Genomic DNA, 16,271 nt, shown 5'->3' with positions numbered 1-16,271 from the left:
CTGCAAGGGAAATTATTGGTGGCTTGCCTGATCGAGCGGTTGATCGCAGAAGGCGAGCATTTTTCCCCTGAGCCAAAGGAAGAGCTCACAAAAAAACGAACGGGAGCAGGTGGATCTGCGGCGCTCTCGCTGGCGTGAGATGGCGTTTGTCCTTTGGCTGCTTTGTGGCGCAATCGGTCCATGTTTGTCGCTATTCGATTGCCTTGAGCAATGGGATTACTTTAGCAATGCTTTACGTGAGTCCCCGCGAAACACGCGGGGATACCAGCGAGACGGGCTACGGGGCGAGGGGTTTGGTTAGCGCCTATGGGATAAATCCCCTCGCCACAAGAGTGTTCACCTCGGGATCGTGGGGGATGTGACCCACATCATCACATCCTGGGAAAACCCCAACTAGACTGACCTTATCCCCCCCGACAAGGCTGTCTCCATGGTTTCCATATCTTCGTTCAACGCCATGCTGGTGCCCATCATTGCCGGCATGATCCTGCTGGCCATCGGCTTCAACTTCCGTGACAAGAGCGTCGGGGTCTTTGCCATGTGGATCGGCATGTTGCTGATCCTCGCCACGGTGGTGATCAAGATCCTGAGCAAGCTCAACGAGTCGCTCTGAGCCTGCCTCAGGCTGCGGGCGATTGTTCCGGTACCGGTTGCTCCGGCACATCCACGCCGACATGGATAGCATCGTGTCGCCAGAATTCCAGGTCGCAATCGATCAGCCGCTGGTGCTGGTCATAGTTGACCCGTGCGATGCGAAGCCCGGGGCTGCCCACCGAAACCTTCAACGCCGCTGCCGCTTCTGGCTGTAACGAGGTGGGCACGATTTCAAACTTCACCCGGCCGTAGTGCAGGTCGTAATGGCGTGCGTACAGTTCGGTGATGGATTGGTTGAGGTCGAACCCCAGGATGTCCGGAAAATACTGCGGGTTCAGGTAGTGCTCGACGTACAGCACCAGCCGCTCGTCGATACGCCGCACGCGGCAGATCTGGATCACGCTGGACAACGCCGGCAGTTGCAACCAGGCACATACCGCCGCCGAGGCCGGTTGCAGGCGCGCCGAGAGCACTTGGGTAGAAGGCACACGCCCTTGGGCTGCGACCATGGCGTGGAAATGGCTGCGTTGCATCAGGTTGTAGGCCAGGCGCGGCGGCGAAACGAACCAGCCCCGGCGCTCCTCCCGATAAATCTGCCCCTGGGCTTCGAGCTGCAACAACGCCTCACGCACGGTAATCCGCGTGGTCCCGAACAACTCACTGAGCTTGCGCTCGGCCGGCAATTTGCTGCCGGGCGCCAGCAACCCGTGGTCGAGCTGCTCTTGCAGGACCTGTCCGATGGCTGTCACCGCTTTGGTTGCATCGATGCGCATCAACGTTACCTATCTGGACTAGACCAGCACTGTTTCGGGGCAAGATCGACTGTCCCTCGATCCGCTTCTTGGTCCAGCAAGCCTAGGCACTGCACATGACTGGCAGATGACAGAGCCGCCGAACGGTCGTCTTGCAAGCGTGCAAATTAACGGCCAAGTCCTTTCAGATCAGCTGTTTAACCATGGTCTACGCTTAATTCGCAGCCAACCTCCACGAGCCGGGCATTTCCTGAAGCCCGCACCACCGACATCAAAATGTCACAGGGCTCGCCTACATTGGCTCAGGTATTGCTGACCTAGACCAACACAACCGCAATCGCAGCGTTGAAAACGCCCATAGGAGCTTCGGATGAAACAGCTTTTCCTGGCATCACTGTTAGGCTCGACCATTGCCATGTGCACCGCCGCCATGGCCGCTGACACCGATCTGAAAACATTGGAAGCCGCTGCGAAAGCGGAAGGCGCCGTGAACAGCGTCGGCATGCCCGATGACTGGGCAAACTGGAAAGGCACCTGGGATGACCTGGCCAAGGTCTACGGCCTGAAACACATCGACACCGACATGAGCTCGGCCCAGGAAATCGCCAAATTCGCCGCAGAGAAAGACAACGCCAGCGCCGACATCGGTGACGTCGGTGCAGCTTTCGGCCCGATCGCGGTCAAGCAGGGCGTGGTCCAACCCTACAAGCCAAGCACCTGGGAACAAGTACCTGCCTGGGCCAAGGACAAGGACGGCAACTGGGCATTGGCCTACACCGGTACCATCGCGTTCATCGTCAACAAGAAGCTGCTGCACGGTTCCGAAGTGCCGACCAAGTGGGCGGACCTGAAGACCGGCAAATACAAAGTCTCCATCGGTGACGTGAGCACCGCCGCCCAAGCCGCCAACGGCGTGCTGGCAGCCGCCCTGGCCAACGGTGGCAACGAGAAGAACGTCCAGCCAGCCTTGTTGATGTTCGCCGAGATCGCCAAGCAAGGGCGCCTGTCCATGGCCAACCCGACCATCGCCACGATGGAGAAAGGTGAAGTCGAAGTCGGCGTAGTCTGGGATTTCAACGGCCTGAGCTACAAGGCCAAGATGGCCAACCCGGATGACTACGTCGTGCTGATTCCGTCCGACGGCTCGGTCATCTCCGGCTACACCACCATCATCAACAAATACGCCAAGCACCCGAACGCCGCCAAGCTGGCTCGTGAGTACATCTTCAGCGACGCCGGCCAGATCAACCTGGCCAAGGGCAACGCCCGTCCGATCCGCGCCGAGCACCTGACCCTGCCGGAAGAGGTCAAGGCCAAGCTGCTGCCAAACGAGCAATACAAAGGCGTGACCCCGATCAAGGACGCGGATGCATGGGAGAAGACCTCCAAGGCCTTGCCGCAGATGTGGAATGAACAAGTCATCGTCGAGATGAAGTGAGGCAGTAGCTCCCGCTCGGATATCCAACGCAGATCCTATTGTGGGAACAGGCCCTGTGGGAGCGAGCTTGCTCGCGATGAACGATGACACGGTATTGCTGTTGAACCGCGTCGCCTTCATCGCGAGCAAGCTCGCTCCCACAGAAGCTCGCCCCCACATTGGACCTGCGGTGAATCCGAGTTTTCTGGTGTCCATCCGGAGTCTTGGTATCCATGAAGCACAACGTCATCCTGGTGGTGCTCGACGGCCTCAACCATGAGGTCGCCCGGCATGCCATGGGGCATTTGCAGGCTTACGTCGGCGCAGGACGCGCGGCCCTCTACAAACTGGAATGTGAGTTGCCCGCCCTGTCCCGCCCGCTCTATGAATGCATCCTCACCGGCGTCGTGCCCATCGACAGCGGGATCGTGCACAACAACGTCTCGCGCCTGTCGAATCAGCGCAGCATTTTCCACTACGCCACCCAGGCCGGCTTGAGTACGGCGGCCGCGGCGTATCACTGGGTCAGCGAGCTCTACAACGTCTCACCCTTCGTGGCCGGTCGAGATCGTCACACCGACAACCCCGATCTGCCGATCCAGTACGGGCATTTCTATTGGAATGACCACTACCCCGATTCCCATCTGTTCGCCGACGCCGAACACCTGCGCCAGCGCTACTTGCCGAACTTCCTGCTGGTGCACCCGATGAACATCGACGACGCCGGCCACAAGCACGGCCTCGACACCCCGCAATACCGCAACAGCGCCCGCTCGGCCGACATCAACCTGGCGGTCTACCTGCAAGGCTGGCTCGACGCCGGTTACCAGGTGCTGGTGACCTCCGACCACGGCATGAACAACGATCGCTCCCATAACGGCCTGCTGGCCGAAGAACGGGAAGTGCCGCTGTTTGTCCTGGGTGACGGCTTCAGTCTCGATCCCGCGGCCGCGCCCCGGCAGACCGAACTGTGCGGCACCATTTGCCAATTGCTCGGCGTCGACCACGACAAACCCTATTGCCAGGAGTTACTCAAGTGAACGCCATGACGCGCGGCAAATGGCTGGCAGCGTTGTGCCTGGTGCCCTTCGCGATTTTCTTCATCGTGTTCCAGATCGCCCCGCTGCTTTGGGTGCTGGTCAACAGCCTGGAATCGGAAGAGTTCGGCTGGGGCCTGGCCAACTTCAGCAAGATCTTCAGTTCCAAGTTCTACCTGCAAGCGATCCAGCACAGCCTGGAGATCAGCTTCTGGTCCAGCGTGTTCGGCATCGTCATCGCCGTACTTGGCAGCTACTCCCTGCGCCGGGTGGATTCGCGGTTGCGCAACTTCGTCAACGCGTTCGCCAACATGACCAGCAACTTCGCTGGCGTGCCCCTGGCCTTCGCCTTCATCATTTTGCTCGGGTTCAACGGCAGCATCACGATCATGCTCAAACAGGCGGGAATCATCGAGGATTTCAACCTGTACTCGAAAACCGGACTGATCATCCTCTACACCTACTTCCAGATCCCCCTGGGTGTGCTGCTGCTCTATCCGGCCTTCGACGCCCTGCGCGAAGACTGGCGCGAATCCGCCGAACTGCTGGGGGCCAGCGGCTGGCAGTTCTGGCGGCACATCGGCTTGCCGGTGCTGACCCCGGCGCTGCTGGGCACCTTCGTGATTCTGCTGGCCAACGCCCTCGGCGCCTACGCCACGGTCTATGCGCTGACCACCGGCAACTTCAACGTACTGCCGATTCGCATCGCCGCCATGGTCTCCGGCGATATTTCCCTCGACCCGAACCTGGCCAGCGCCCTGGCCGTGGTGTTGGTGGCGTTGATGACCGTCGTGACCATCGTCCATCAGTTGCTGCTCAAGAGGAGCTACCATGTCTCGCGCTGAACCGGGCTCCGCCGGGCTCTATCATCGGGCGGTGGTGTACCTGCTGTTCGCCATCCTGCTGCTGCCCCTGGCCGGCACGCTCGTCTACTCCATCGCCAGCAGTTGGTCGGCCACCGTGCTGCCCAGCGGCTTCACCTTCAAATGGTATGTGCAGTTGTGGAGCGATCCGCGTTTTCTCCATGCCTTCGGCCAATCGCTGCTGGTCTGCGTTGGTGCGCTGGTGCTCTCGGTGGTGTTGATCCTGCCATTGCTGTTCGTGGTGCATTACCACTTCCCCAGACTCGACGCGCTGATGAACATCCTCATCCTGCTGCCCTTCGCGGTGCCGCCGGTGGTGTCGTCGGTGGGGCTGTTGCAACTCTACGGCTCCGGACCGCTGGCGATGGTCGGCACGCCATGGATCCTGATCGGCTGCTACTTCACCGTCGCCCTGCCGTTCATGTACCGGGCGATCACCAACAACCTGCAAGCCATCAACCTGCGCGACCTGATGGACGCCGCCCAGCTGCTCGGCGCCAGCACCTTCCAGGCCGCGTTCCTGGTCGTACTGCCGAACCTGCGCAAGGGCTTGATGGTGGCGTTGTTGCTGTCCTTCTCGTTCCTGTTCGGCGAATTCGTGTTTGCCAACATCCTCGTCGGCACGCGCTATGAAACCCTGCAGGTCTACCTGAACAACATGCGCAACAGCAGCGGCCACTTCACCAGTGCCCTGGTGATTTCCTACTTCTTCTTCGTACTGGTCCTGACCTGGGCGGCCAACATCTTGAACAAGGACAAAAGCCAATGAGCTACGTCAGCGTCCAACACCTGCAAAAAAGCTACGCCGGCACGCCGGTGTTCAGCGACATCAATTGCGAGATCCGCAAAGGCGAGTTCGTCACCCTCCTCGGCCCTTCCGGTTGCGGCAAATCCACGCTGTTGCGCTGCATTGCCGGCCTGACCGCGGTGGATGCTGGCCAGATCATCCTGGACGGGCAAGACATCGTCCCGTTGAGCCCGCAGAAACGCGGCATCGGCATGGTCTTCCAGAGCTACGCCTTGTTCCCCAACATGACCGTGGAACAGAACGTCGCCTTCGGCCTGCGCATGCAAAAAGTCGACGCCTCGGACAGCCACAAGCGTGTGCTGGAGATCCTGCGCCTGGTGGAGCTGCATGATTTTGCCGGTCGCTATCCCCATCAACTCTCTGGCGGCCAATGCCAGCGCGTCGCCCTCGCCCGCTCCCTGGTGACCCGGCCGCGCCTGTTGCTGCTGGACGAGCCGCTGTCGGCCCTGGATGCGCGGATTCGCAAACACCTGCGCGAACAGATCCGTCAGATCCAGCGCGAACTGGGCCTGACCACGATCTTCGTCACACACGACCAGGAAGAAGCCCTGACGATGTCTGATCGGATTTTCCTGATGAACCAGGGAAAGATCGTACAAAGCGGCGATGCCGAAACCCTTTACACTGCGCCGGTCGATGTCTTTGCCGCCGGGTTCATCGGCAACTACAACCTGCTGGACGCCGACAGTGCCAGCCGGCTGCTGCAACGTCCGGTGAACGGCCGCATCGCCATTCGCCCGGAAGCCATCGAACTGAGTCGCGGTGGCGAAGCCGATGCGCTGATTCGCAGCCACAGCCTGTTGGGCAACGTGATTCGCTACCGGGTCGAGGCCCGTGGCGTGGAACTGGTGGTGGATGTACTCAATCGCTCGGCCGCCGACCTGCACCCCGATGGCGCACGGTTGTCACTTTCCATCGATCCGTCGGCGCTGTGTGAGGTAGCCTGATGGCTTTATCGATTTTGAAGTTGATCTTGAAGAGGAAAACGCGCTGATGGCCCTGGCAATTTTTGATCTGGACGAAACCCTGATCCACGGCGACTGCGCCACCCTCTGGAGCGAACAGATGGGACGCCTGGGCTGGGTCGACCCCGAGTCGTTCATGCAGCGCAACAACGCGCTGATGGACGCCTACAGCCACGGCAAACTGAGCATGGAAGAGTACATGGACTTCAGCCTGGAACCGATGATCGGCCGCACACCGGAAGAAATCGAACACTTGGTAGGGCCTTGGGTGGAAGACTTCATCGAACCGATCATCTTCAGCGACGCCACCAAGACCATCGCCGAACACCGCAAGGCCGGCGACCGGATCCTGGTGATCTCGGCCTCCGGCACGCACCTGGTCAAGCCGATTGCCGAACGCCTGGGCATCGACGAGATCCTGGCGATCAACCTTGAAGTGGCCCATGGCGTCTACAGCGGCAAGACCGTAGGCACCCTGACCTACCGCGAAGGCAAGATCGCGCGGTTGCTGGACTGGCTGGATGCCGAGGAAGAAAACCTGGAGGGCGCCAGTTTCTATTCCGATTCGCGCAATGACCTGCCGTTGTTGCTGCGGGTGGATTTCCCCCACGTGGTCAACCCGGATCCCGTGCTGCAGGCCCATGCCGAATCGGCCGGGTGGCCAATCCATACCTGGAAATGAACACTGAACAGCCCCAGGAAGAACACCCAGGCTTGTGTGGCGAGGGAGCTTGCTCCCGCTCGGCTGCGAAGCAGTCGTAAAAACGGTTGACGCGATCTGCCTGGGCAATTGCGTCGTCTCGATTGGGGCGGCTACGCCACCCAGCGGGAGCAAGCTCCCTCGCCACGGGGCACGAGTGCGTCGGTAAGTTCCTGGCAATAAGGCACGCTCGCTCCCACAGGTTCAGCCCAGCAGCAGCCACAGGCTCCAGCCGAGCAACAACACACCGCAGAGACGGCTGAACCAGAGTCCCTGCGGCAGGTTTTTCTCCAGCAAAATGAAGGCACCGATCACTGCCACCCAGAGCAGGTTCATCACGCCGACCACGAACAGCAGGCCCATCAGGGCCCAGCAGCAACCCAGGCAGTAAGCGCCATGGGCCAGCCCCATGCGCCAGCCCCCGAGCACGTCGGGGCGCCAGTAGCTGAGCAGAAAATGCAGCGGCCCGCGACAATGCTCAAGGCAGACCGCCTTGCCTGGCAGCCACTGATAGACGCCTGCGACCAACAGCAGGCCGGCGCCCAGCGCGGTACTGGTGCTACGCATCCCCGGACTGAGCAGGGCGAGCTGCTCGAGCGCCCATTGCAGCGCCGTGGCGCCCAGGGCAAAACCGGCCCAGACCAAAACATAGGCGCTGCCGAACAGCAGCAGGGCCAGGTGTCGCCGCGGTGCCGGCATGCGCTTGCGCAGCATCTGCTGGTAGATCAACAGCATGGGCAAGGTGCTGGGCAGCATCATGCCGACCATCATCACCACCCACATGGCGAACATCAGCAGCGCATCGGCCAGGCTCCAAGGCATGACCATGCCACCCATTGCCGCATCAGCCATGCCGCCCGGCGCACTCATGTCGCGAGCCATCTCCAGCAACATCAGCCAGGCCAGGGCAGTCAGCGCGAGCAGGCAGAGCAGGAGCAGCAACTGCTCGCCTGTCAGCCGCTTGCTCGGCGTCGCCGCCTGAGGTTCTGCCATCACGGCTCTATGCCATGGCCGGTGAAGTGCACGTGGGCGAGGTGGCTATGACTGCCCTGGGATTGTAGTTTGAGGGCTGAATGCGTCTGGTAGCTGCCGCTGGCCACTTCGGCCTCACGGAACTCGAAGCCGTTGGGCAGGGACAGGCGGGCTCGATGAGGTGAGCCGTCGATCGGGCTGCGGATTGGCTCGCCGCTGGCCTGCAGCACGCCTGGAATGTCCAGGTGCGCCAAGCGCTGATCGACATCGATGGAGAGAGTGATGGGCACGAACAGCGGTTCGAACGCTTCACTCATGGTGCTGCTGAACACCTGAAACACGTTGGCCCCAGGGTCGCTCTCCAAGCCAGAAAGAATGGTCAACAGGGCCTGGCGTTGCGCCTCGTCGGCGCGTTCATCGATGAACACCTGGCAACTGCCATTGCCCTCATGGATGGCACCCGGCCAAGCGAAGGTGGCGGCCCAGCACAAACCGTCCAGCGCTACCTGATTGAAATATCCGTGTTCCACTCGCATCGACGCCACCGCCTGGCAGTGACCATGGGTCGGTGGCGCATTGAATTGACAGGGGCAGCCCCAATTGCAATTGCAGGCAATGAATTCGACGCCCTGCATGCGCCATTCGGCGATGGCCATGATCAACCTCTTCACCTGGCGGGTGAAATGAAAGCTGCGGTTACCCCATCCCCCATTAGTAACGCTAGCAGGGCGCGCGCACCGGATACGGGCTACCGACCGAAGGTCGGCTTGCCCGTGGTTGACCGGGTTCATGCCTGTCTGGACATTTAAAATGTGAGGCACGAGCACTCACTAGAGAACACTCAGACCTCTGTGGCGAGGGAGCTTGCTCCCGCTCGGCTGGTCGTAAACCGGCTGACGCGGTCTGCCAGTAAGACCATCCGGGGCGGCTGCGCCACCCAGCGGGAGCAAGCTCCCTCGCCACAGGAACCGCAGCTGTACTGCTTGCGCGACTAGCTCAGGCTCTCATCGATCACCAACACCAACTTCCCTGACACCTGGTTGGTCGCCAACTCCGCGAACGCCGCTTCGGCATCCTTGATCGCGAAGGTCTTGGCCAGTTGCGGGCTCAGGCGCTTGTCGGCAAACAGCGGCCACACCTGTTGGCCCAGCTCGCTGATCAGGTCGGCCTTGAACTGCTCGTCACGGCTGCGCAAGGTCGAACCGAGCAATTGGATACGCTTGCCCAGCACCTGTGCCAGATCCAGTTCGGTCGAGCGCCCCCCCATCAGGCCAATAAGCACCCACCGCCCGTCAACTGACAAAAGTTTCACGTTGAGTTTGGCGTAGCTGCCACCCACCGGATCGAGGATCACGTCGAACGGACCGAGATCGTTCAAACTCTCCAGGCCATCAGTGCGTACCACGCCGCCCTGGGCGCCCAGGGCCTCGCAATAGGCCAGCCGCTCGGTAGAACCGACACTGACCCAGCATGGGTTGCCGAACGCCTTGCACAGCTGGATCGCGGCCGAGCCGACGCCGCTGGCCCCGGCGTGCAACAGTACTTTTTCACCCGGCTTGAGCGCCGCCAGCTGGAACAGGTTCAGCCACGCAGTGCCGTAGACCTCCGGCAGCGCGGCCGCTTCAGTCAATGACAGGCCCTCCGGCACCGGCAATACATGCCGGCCATCGACCACCACCTCCTCGGCCATCCCACCGCCGGCCAGCAACGCGCAAACGCGATCGCCCACCTGCCAGGACGAGCCCGGCCCGACCTCGCTGATCACCCCGGCGCACTCCAGCCCCAACACCTGGCTGGCGCCGGGCGGCGGCGGGTAAAGTCCGGATTTTTGCAGCAAATCGGCCCGATTCAGGCCGGCGGCTGCCACACGAATACGAACTTGCCCGACATCACACGCCGGGCTCGGCTCATCTGCCCATACCACTTGGCCTTCAACGCCTTGCAATGCTTTCACGGTGCCTCCATAGTGAGTCTCGACTGGGCCCGCTGCTTCAACGCCGGGCTTTCTTGCATTATGCGCCCGGGCCACATGGAACCGGCGACTTCAAAGACGGCCTAATATGCGTTATCAATTGTCCCTGCGTCGAATCAGCATGAAGCATCTGTTCCCCAGTACCGCCCTCGCGCTAGTCATTGGCCTCGGCCTGTTACCGCTGTCGAACGATACGTTCGCAGCCAACAGCTGGGACAAGCTTCAGCCCGATCGTGACGAGGTGATTGCCAGCCTTAACGTGGTCGAGTTGCTCAAGCGCCATCACTACAGCAAGCCGCCGCTCGATGATGCGCGCTCGATCATCATCTACGACAGCTACCTGAAGCTGCTCGATCCGTCGCGCAGTTATTTCCTGGCCAGCGACATCGCTGAATTCGACAAGTGGAAAACCCAGTTCGACGACTTCCTCAAGAGTGGCGACCTGAACGCCGGGTTCACCATCTACAAGCGCTACCTGGACCGCGTGAAGGCGCGTCTGGACTACGCCCTTGCCGAGCTGAACAAAGGCGTCGACAAAATCGATTTCAATACCAAGGAAACCTTGCTGGTCGACCGCAAGGACGCCCCTTGGCTCAAAAGCACAGCCGAACTCGATGACCTGTGGCGCAAGCGCGTCAAGGACGAAGTGCTGCGCATGAAGATCGCCGGCAAGGATTCCAAGCAGATCCAGGAAACCCTGACCAAGCGCTACAAGAACCAATTGGCTCGCCTGGACCAGACCCGCGCCGAAGACGTTTTCCAGGCGTACATCAACACCTTCGCCATGTCCTACGACCCGCACACCAATTATCTGTCGCCGGATAACGCGGAGAACTTCGACATCAACATGAGCCTGTCCCTGGAAGGCATCGGTGCGGTGCTGCAGAGCGACAACGACCAGGTGAAAATCGTGCGCCTGGTCCCGGCGGGCCCGGCGGACAAGACCAAACAGGTCAGCCCGGCGGACAAGATCATCGGCGTCGCCCAAGGCAACAAGGAAATGGTCGACGTGGTCGGCTGGCGTCTGGACGAAGTGGTCAAGCTGATCCGTGGTCCGAAAGGCTCGGTGGTGCGCCTGGAAGTCATCCCGGCCAGCAATGCGCCGAACGACCAGACCAGCAAGATCGTGTCCATCACCCGTGAAGCGGTGAAGCTGGAAGAACAGGCAGCGAAAAAATCGGTCCTCAACCTCAAGCAGGACGGCAAGGACTACAAGCTCGGCATCATCGAGATCCCGGCCTTCTACCTGGACTTCAAGGCCTTCCGCGCCGGGGATCCGGACTACAAGAGCACCACGCGCGACGTCAAGAAACTGCTGACCGAGCTGCAGAAGGAAAAAGTCGACGGCGTGGTCATCGACTTGCGCAACAACGGCGGCGGCTCCCTGCAGGAAGCCACCGAGCTGACCAGCCTGTTCATCGACAAGGGCCCAACCGTGCTCGTGCGTAACGCCGATGGCCGGGTGGATGTGCTGGAAGACGAAAACCCCGGTGCGTTCTACAAGGGGCCGATGGCCTTGCTGGTGAACCGCCTGTCGGCTTCTGCCTCGGAGATTTTCGCCGGTGCCATGCAGGATTATCACCGTGCGCTGATCATCGGCGGCCAGACCTTCGGCAAAGGCACCGTGCAAACCATCCAGCCGCTCAACCATGGCGAACTGAAGCTGACCCTGGCGAAGTTCTACCGGGTGTCTGGCCAGAGCACCCAGCACCAGGGCGTGCTGCCTGACATCGATTACCCGTCGATCATCGACACCAAGGAAATCGGTGAAAGCGCCTTGCCCGAAGCCATGCCGTGGGACACCATCCGGCCGGCGATCAAACCGGCGGTGGATCCGTTCAAGCCGTTCCTGGCCCAGCTCAAGTCCGAGCACGACACCCGCACGGCCCAGGATGCAGAGTTTGTCTTCATCCGCGACAAGCTGGCCCTGGCGCAGAAGTTGATGATGGAGAAAACCGTCACCCTCAACGAAGCCGACCGTCGCGCGCAGCATGCCGACATCGAGGCCAAGCAACTGACCATGGAAAACCTGCGTCGCAAGGCCAAGGGCGAAGAACCGCTCAAAGAACTGAAGAAAGAGGACGAAGACCTGATCACCGAGCCGGAGAAAACCAAGCCGGAAGACGATGCCTACCTGAGCGAGACCGGGCGGATCCTGCTGGATTACCTGAAACTCAACACAGCGATCGCCAAGCACTAGGATGATGGCCATTTAATGGTGATGCTCGTCGGAGTGTCATCAAACTGACATCAGTCTGTCGTGAAATACAGGACTGGGTGCCACGCACCCGGTCCTTTTTTTATCGCCAGAGATTGCCATGACCACGACAGAACAGCTGAGTGCCTTGAGTTCGATCCTGGCTCAAAGCGGTTTGCACAGCCTGTTCCAACCGATCATCTGCCTTTCCGAACGGCGCATCGTGGGTTATGAAGCCTTGACCCGCGGCCCCTCCAACAGCCCGTTGCACTCCCCCATCGCGCTACTCTCCGTGGCGCGCCAGGCCGGCCGCCTCAGCGAACTAGAGTTGGCCTGCCGCCGCAGCGCCTGCCAGCGCTTCAATGAGCAAAAGCTCCCGGGCAAGCTGTTTCTCAACGTCTCGCCCGAGTCGCTGCTGGAGTCCGCGCACCAGACCGGGCGCACCCTGCAACTGCTGCAGGACCTCGGCATTGCCCCCAGCCAAGTCGTGATCGAACTGACTGAACAAACCCCTATCGATGACTTCCAGCTCCTGCAAACCGCGCTGCATCATTATCGTGCGATGGGTTTCTCGATTGCCCTGGACGACCTGGGCGCCGGCTATTCGAGCCTGCGGCTGTGGTCTGAATTGCGACCCGATTATGTGAAGATCGACCGGCATTTCATCGACGGCATCCACCAGGACGCCCTCAAGCGCGAGTTCGTGGGCTCGATCCTGAAAATCGCCCGGGCCTCCCGCGCCCAGGTGATTGCCGAAGGAATCGAACTGCCGGAAGAACTGGCGGTGCTGATCGAAATGGGCGTCGATCTGGTCCAGGGCTATCTGCTGGCCCGGCCTCAGGAACAACCGTCACGCGATGCCAGGGCGCTGATGCCCAAGCAGGACAGCGGCGTGGCGGCGTTGAGCGATGAGGTCAACGACCTCGGTGCGCTACTCAACGAACAACCGGCAGTGGCCCACAACACGCCGACAGCCACCGTGCTGGAAGCCTTTCGTCGCCAGGCCAACCTCAACTCCCTGGCGGTGTTGGATGATCAAGGGCAGCCCTGCGGCATCGTTCATCGCCATTCGCTCTCGGATGCCTTGCTCAAACCCTTCGCCACCGACCTGTTCGCCCGCAAACCCATCAGCCGCTTGATGAGCGACGACTTTCTCGCAGTGGAGTTGAACCAGTCGTTGCAACAAGTCAGTCGCCTGATCACCAGCCGCGCCCGACAACGCATCGAAGAGGACTTCATCATCACCCTCAACGGCAGCTACATGGGCCTGGGCCGGGTGATCGATGTGCTCAAGCTCATCACTGAACTGAAAATCCAACAGGCCCGCTACGCTAACCCACTGACGCTGCTACCGGGCAACGTACCGATCCAGCAATGCCTCACGCGCCTGCTGCAGCAGCGGCAGGAGTCGGTGATCTGCTACGTGGACATCGACAGTTTCAAACCCTTCAACGACATCTACGGCTACGGTCGCGGCGACGAAGTCCTGCTGTGCCTGGCCCAATGCCTGAACGAACGTATCGACCCCAGCCGCGACTTCGTCGGTCATATCGGCGGCGACGACTTCCTGCTGGTCCTCGGCCCGGAAGACTGGCGCAGACGCCTGGACCAGCTACTCAGCGACTTCCAGACCCACTGCCGCCGCTTCTACCGCCCCGAACACCTGGAGGTTGGCTGCTTTACAGCGTTGAACCGACAGGGCGTTCGACAGGAGTTCGCGTTGTTGTCGCTGTCGATTGGCGTGGTGCACCTGCGCGCCGAGGCCTGTGAGGAATTGGACGCCAGCCAGTTGGCGGAACTGGCTTCCCAGGCCAAGCATCATGCCAAGGAAATTTTGGGAGGGAGTGTGTATTTGGTGGAGGGTTTGGCGGAGCGGGAGTCTGTGGTGGAGTTGGGTTTGTCGATGTAAGCGGATTCCCCACTCCCCACAGCCCGAACGCCTGTGGCGAGGGAGCTTGCTCCCGCTGGGCTGCGTAGCAGCCCCCCCTCTTCTGACCAGCGCCACGGTGTATCTGGCTGACCGAGTTAGTTGTTTTTAGGGCCGCTGCGCAGCCCAGCGGGAGCAAGCTCCCTCGCCACGAAAAGCGGTTTGGCGTGCAGTAGGGGTCCGTTTCGATCGTTCCCACGCTCCTGCGTGGGAATGTCGCCAGGGACGCTCTGCGTTCCGCTTCTGAATGTGACGCAGCGCGTCACGGGATGCATTCCCACGCGGAGTGTGGGGACGATCAAAAAGCGGTTTGGTGCTGCGTTAATTAAGCAGTGAAACCCTCGCCACAGCCGGGCCCCTAACGATAACGCTATGGCGTGGGAACGATCAAAGCTGATATCACCACGCTGAAGGATCCTCCATAGCTGCCCTTAAAATTTCATTTCTCCAAATCTCATTTGCCATGTTGAAAACATCCTCAAAAAAGCTACGAGGCGTCTCAATTTCTGATGCAGACCATGGCGAAGGTGATGGTTCATCCTTATCGTAGTCATATTCAAAAACGGCAGCAAAATTATAACCTTTATTTAACAGCGCCTTCTCGAGCTCTTTGACAAGCAAAAATTTATGCCTGTACGACAAATACTCCTGATTCTTGATTATATATTTCTTTATTATTTCCAGCCGATCCACCTTGCTATTTGGATCAAGCCTCAATAACCCATCTTTGAATTCGCGATCATTATACTCAGTCTCAAGTCCCGCCAAAAACATGTCAACGGTGGGCTCGTATGGCAGATCAGTGAATGGAGCCTTCAACATAACTACTTCCTCACACATTAATTAGTCAATAGGAAATGCAGTAAAAGGTCTATCAGTCTGCTCCTTATCGAATTTAATTTCTGCCCCATTCATATTTTCATTTAGCATTGGACTTTGACTATCCCTTCTATTGGGCTTATAACCGCGACCGGCGCCGGGCATCTCAATTCTGAGGATAGGATTTCCCGCCCTATCGAAGCCCGTGTGGGAGGGTAATCCCCTAGCCTTTCTTGTTAATGCCTCATTTAGAGCATGCAGTTGCATCCTCCAGCTTCTAAATTGAGAGCTTTTATTTAATCTACCCGGAGCCCCGCTTATTGGATCTGTTCCGTCTATTGCTCGTTGCCTAAGCACAATATCGGGAATGTGGGGACCATGTTTGTCTATGGTATGCATATCGTATTTTTCCTCCACCTCCACAACTCGTCGCTTAGCGTTATCTTCAGAAAGCTCCTGAATTCTGGCCCGCCGCTGCTCCGCCGTCATCGGCAGCCGCGGCTCCCCCTCGTCCACCCCAATCTTCGCCGCCGGATCCTGCTCCCCAACCGCCGGCCGACACCCACCCTTCCCCGGACAATCCACCAACCCCAACGGATCCACCCACCCCGTCGGGTTCAGGGTGTACCGGTACCCATTGAGCCCACCCGCCAATTTGCTCGGATCAGGCGTCAGGTAGCGGCCAGTGCCGGGATTGTAGTAGCGGTGGCGGTTGTAGTGCAGGCCGCTTTCCGGGTCGAAGTATTGGCCCTGGAAGCGCAGCGGTTGTTCCAGCTGTTCGCCGCCGCCGTGGTTGAGTTCGGTGAGTTGGCCGTAACCGTTGTAGCGCGCCGACCAGACGATCTGGCCGGCGGGGTTGGTCAGTTCCTGGGGGGTGCCCAGGTGGTCGAGGTGGTAGTAGAACGGGCGGGCGTCGGGGCCTTCGCCGTCGAGCATCGCCAGCGGGCGGAAGGTGCCGGGTTCGTAGACGTAGCTGCGGTGGTGGCGCGGGCTGTTTTCGGCGACGAGTTGGTCGCCCTGCCAGAAAAATTCCGTGGTCAGGCCGTCCACGGTCTTGCTGATGCGTCGGCCAAAGGCGTCGTAGCGGTAGGAGGTTTCACGCCCATCCGCCGTGGTGACGCCGATCAGGCGGTGCTGGCTGTCGTAGCGGTAGGCGCTGACCAGGGCCTGGCCGCGGCGTTCGCGGATCAGGTTGCCGAAGGCGTCGTAGTCGTAGTGGCGGTCGCCCTCCTTCAGCAGGCGGTTGCC

At 60.2% G+C, this 16,271-nt stretch carries 15 protein-coding genes; 9 read left to right on the top strand and 6 right to left on the bottom strand.

What is annotated here, in order from left to right; translation table 11 throughout:
• Positions 1 to 430 precede the first annotated feature (430 nt).
• Complete coding sequence (locus BT116_RS29430; protein ID WP_063324804.1) at positions 431 to 613, top strand: hypothetical protein; 183 nt, start codon at positions 431 to 433, stop codon at positions 611 to 613.
• A 7-nt stretch (positions 614 to 620) separates the two neighbouring features.
• Here BT116_RS29430 and BT116_RS29425 read toward each other — a convergent pair whose 3' ends face one another.
• Positions 621 to 1,367, bottom strand: a complete 747-nt coding sequence (locus BT116_RS29425; RefSeq protein WP_072349247.1) for a UTRA domain-containing protein — start codon at positions 1,365 to 1,367, stop codon at positions 621 to 623.
• Between the two features lie 349 nt (positions 1,368 to 1,716).
• On the opposite strand from BT116_RS29425, the gene BT116_RS29420 reads away from it, so the two are divergent.
• From BT116_RS29420 to BT116_RS29395, 6 genes are all read left to right on the top strand, one after another.
• Complete coding sequence (locus BT116_RS29420; protein WP_072349245.1) at positions 1,717 to 2,784, top strand: ABC transporter substrate-binding protein; 1,068 nt, start codon at positions 1,717 to 1,719, stop codon at positions 2,782 to 2,784.
• 212 nt (positions 2,785 to 2,996) lie between these two features.
• Positions 2,997 to 3,803 carry an alkaline phosphatase family protein gene (locus BT116_RS29415; protein ID WP_063324801.1) on the top strand — a complete coding sequence of 269 codons (807 nt, stop codon included), beginning with the start codon at positions 2,997 to 2,999 and terminating at the stop codon, positions 3,801 to 3,803.
• 5 nt (positions 3,804 to 3,808) lie between these two features.
• Positions 3,809 to 4,645, top strand: coding sequence for an ABC transporter permease (locus BT116_RS29410; protein ID WP_161951765.1), 837 nt, complete (start codon positions 3,809 to 3,811; stop codon positions 4,643 to 4,645).
• A complete protein-coding gene (locus BT116_RS29405; protein WP_072349243.1) occupies positions 4,632 to 5,432 on the top strand; it encodes an ABC transporter permease in 801 nt (266 codons plus the stop codon). The genes BT116_RS29410 and BT116_RS29405 overlap by 14 nt, the downstream gene beginning before the upstream one ends.
• Positions 5,429 to 6,418, top strand: coding sequence for an ABC transporter ATP-binding protein (locus BT116_RS29400; protein ID WP_072349241.1), 990 nt, complete (start codon positions 5,429 to 5,431; stop codon positions 6,416 to 6,418). Before BT116_RS29405 ends, BT116_RS29400 begins: the two co-directional genes overlap by 4 nt.
• Positions 6,419 to 6,464: 46 nt before the next feature.
• Positions 6,465 to 7,118, top strand: coding sequence for an HAD family hydrolase (locus tag BT116_RS29395; RefSeq protein ID WP_072349239.1), 654 nt, complete (start codon positions 6,465 to 6,467; stop codon positions 7,116 to 7,118).
• Between the two features lie 222 nt (positions 7,119 to 7,340).
• Here the strand turns inward: BT116_RS29395 and BT116_RS29390 are convergent, their stop codons facing one another.
• The 3 genes from BT116_RS29390 to BT116_RS29380 all read right to left on the bottom strand — a co-directional run bounded on the left by BT116_RS29390 (position 7,341) and on the right by BT116_RS29380 (position 10,062).
• Positions 7,341 to 8,129 (bottom strand): DUF2182 domain-containing protein, encoded by a 789-nt coding sequence (locus BT116_RS29390; RefSeq protein ID WP_072349237.1) that lies wholly within the window; start codon positions 8,127 to 8,129, stop codon positions 7,341 to 7,343.
• Positions 8,129 to 8,764: a DUF1326 domain-containing protein gene (locus BT116_RS29385; RefSeq protein ID WP_063324795.1), complete on the bottom strand. Its 636-nt coding sequence runs from the start codon at positions 8,762 to 8,764 to the stop codon at positions 8,129 to 8,131. Before BT116_RS29385 ends, BT116_RS29390 begins: the two co-directional genes overlap by 1 nt.
• A gap of 335 nt (positions 8,765 to 9,099) precedes the next feature.
• A complete protein-coding gene (locus BT116_RS29380; RefSeq protein ID WP_072349235.1) occupies positions 9,100 to 10,062 on the bottom strand; it encodes a zinc-binding dehydrogenase in 963 nt (320 codons plus the stop codon).
• A 139-nt stretch (positions 10,063 to 10,201) separates the two neighbouring features.
• Here BT116_RS29380 and BT116_RS29375 point away from each other — a divergent pair, with 139 nt between their 5' ends.
• Together BT116_RS29375 and BT116_RS29370 are read left to right on the top strand one after the other, a co-directional pair.
• Positions 10,202 to 12,280 (top strand): carboxy terminal-processing peptidase, encoded by a 2,079-nt coding sequence (locus BT116_RS29375; RefSeq protein ID WP_170846016.1) that lies wholly within the window; start codon positions 10,202 to 10,204, stop codon positions 12,278 to 12,280.
• Positions 12,281 to 12,398: 118 nt separating this feature from the next.
• Complete coding sequence (locus BT116_RS29370) at positions 12,399 to 14,186, top strand: bifunctional diguanylate cyclase/phosphodiesterase (RefSeq protein ID WP_072349231.1); 1,788 nt, start codon at positions 12,399 to 12,401, stop codon at positions 14,184 to 14,186.
• 417 nt (positions 14,187 to 14,603) lie between these two features.
• Here the strand turns inward: BT116_RS29370 and BT116_RS29365 are convergent, their stop codons facing one another.
• Both BT116_RS29365 and BT116_RS29360 read right to left on the bottom strand, forming a co-directional pair.
• A complete protein-coding gene (locus tag BT116_RS29365; protein WP_072349229.1) occupies positions 14,604 to 15,026 on the bottom strand; it encodes a hypothetical protein in 423 nt (140 codons plus the stop codon).
• A gap of 21 nt (positions 15,027 to 15,047) precedes the next feature.
• A partial coding sequence (locus tag BT116_RS29360; protein WP_139271919.1) for an RHS repeat domain-containing protein occupies positions 15,048 to 16,271 on the bottom strand: 1,224 nt, incomplete at its 5' end.

Origin of the sequence: Pseudomonas sp. NFACC16-2 (genome assembly GCF_900119205.1) — a bacterium.
Lineage (GTDB): Bacteria > Pseudomonadota > Gammaproteobacteria > Pseudomonadales > Pseudomonadaceae > Aquipseudomonas > Aquipseudomonas fluorescens_Q.
This window is presented reverse-complemented; position numbering and strand designations above follow the sequence as displayed.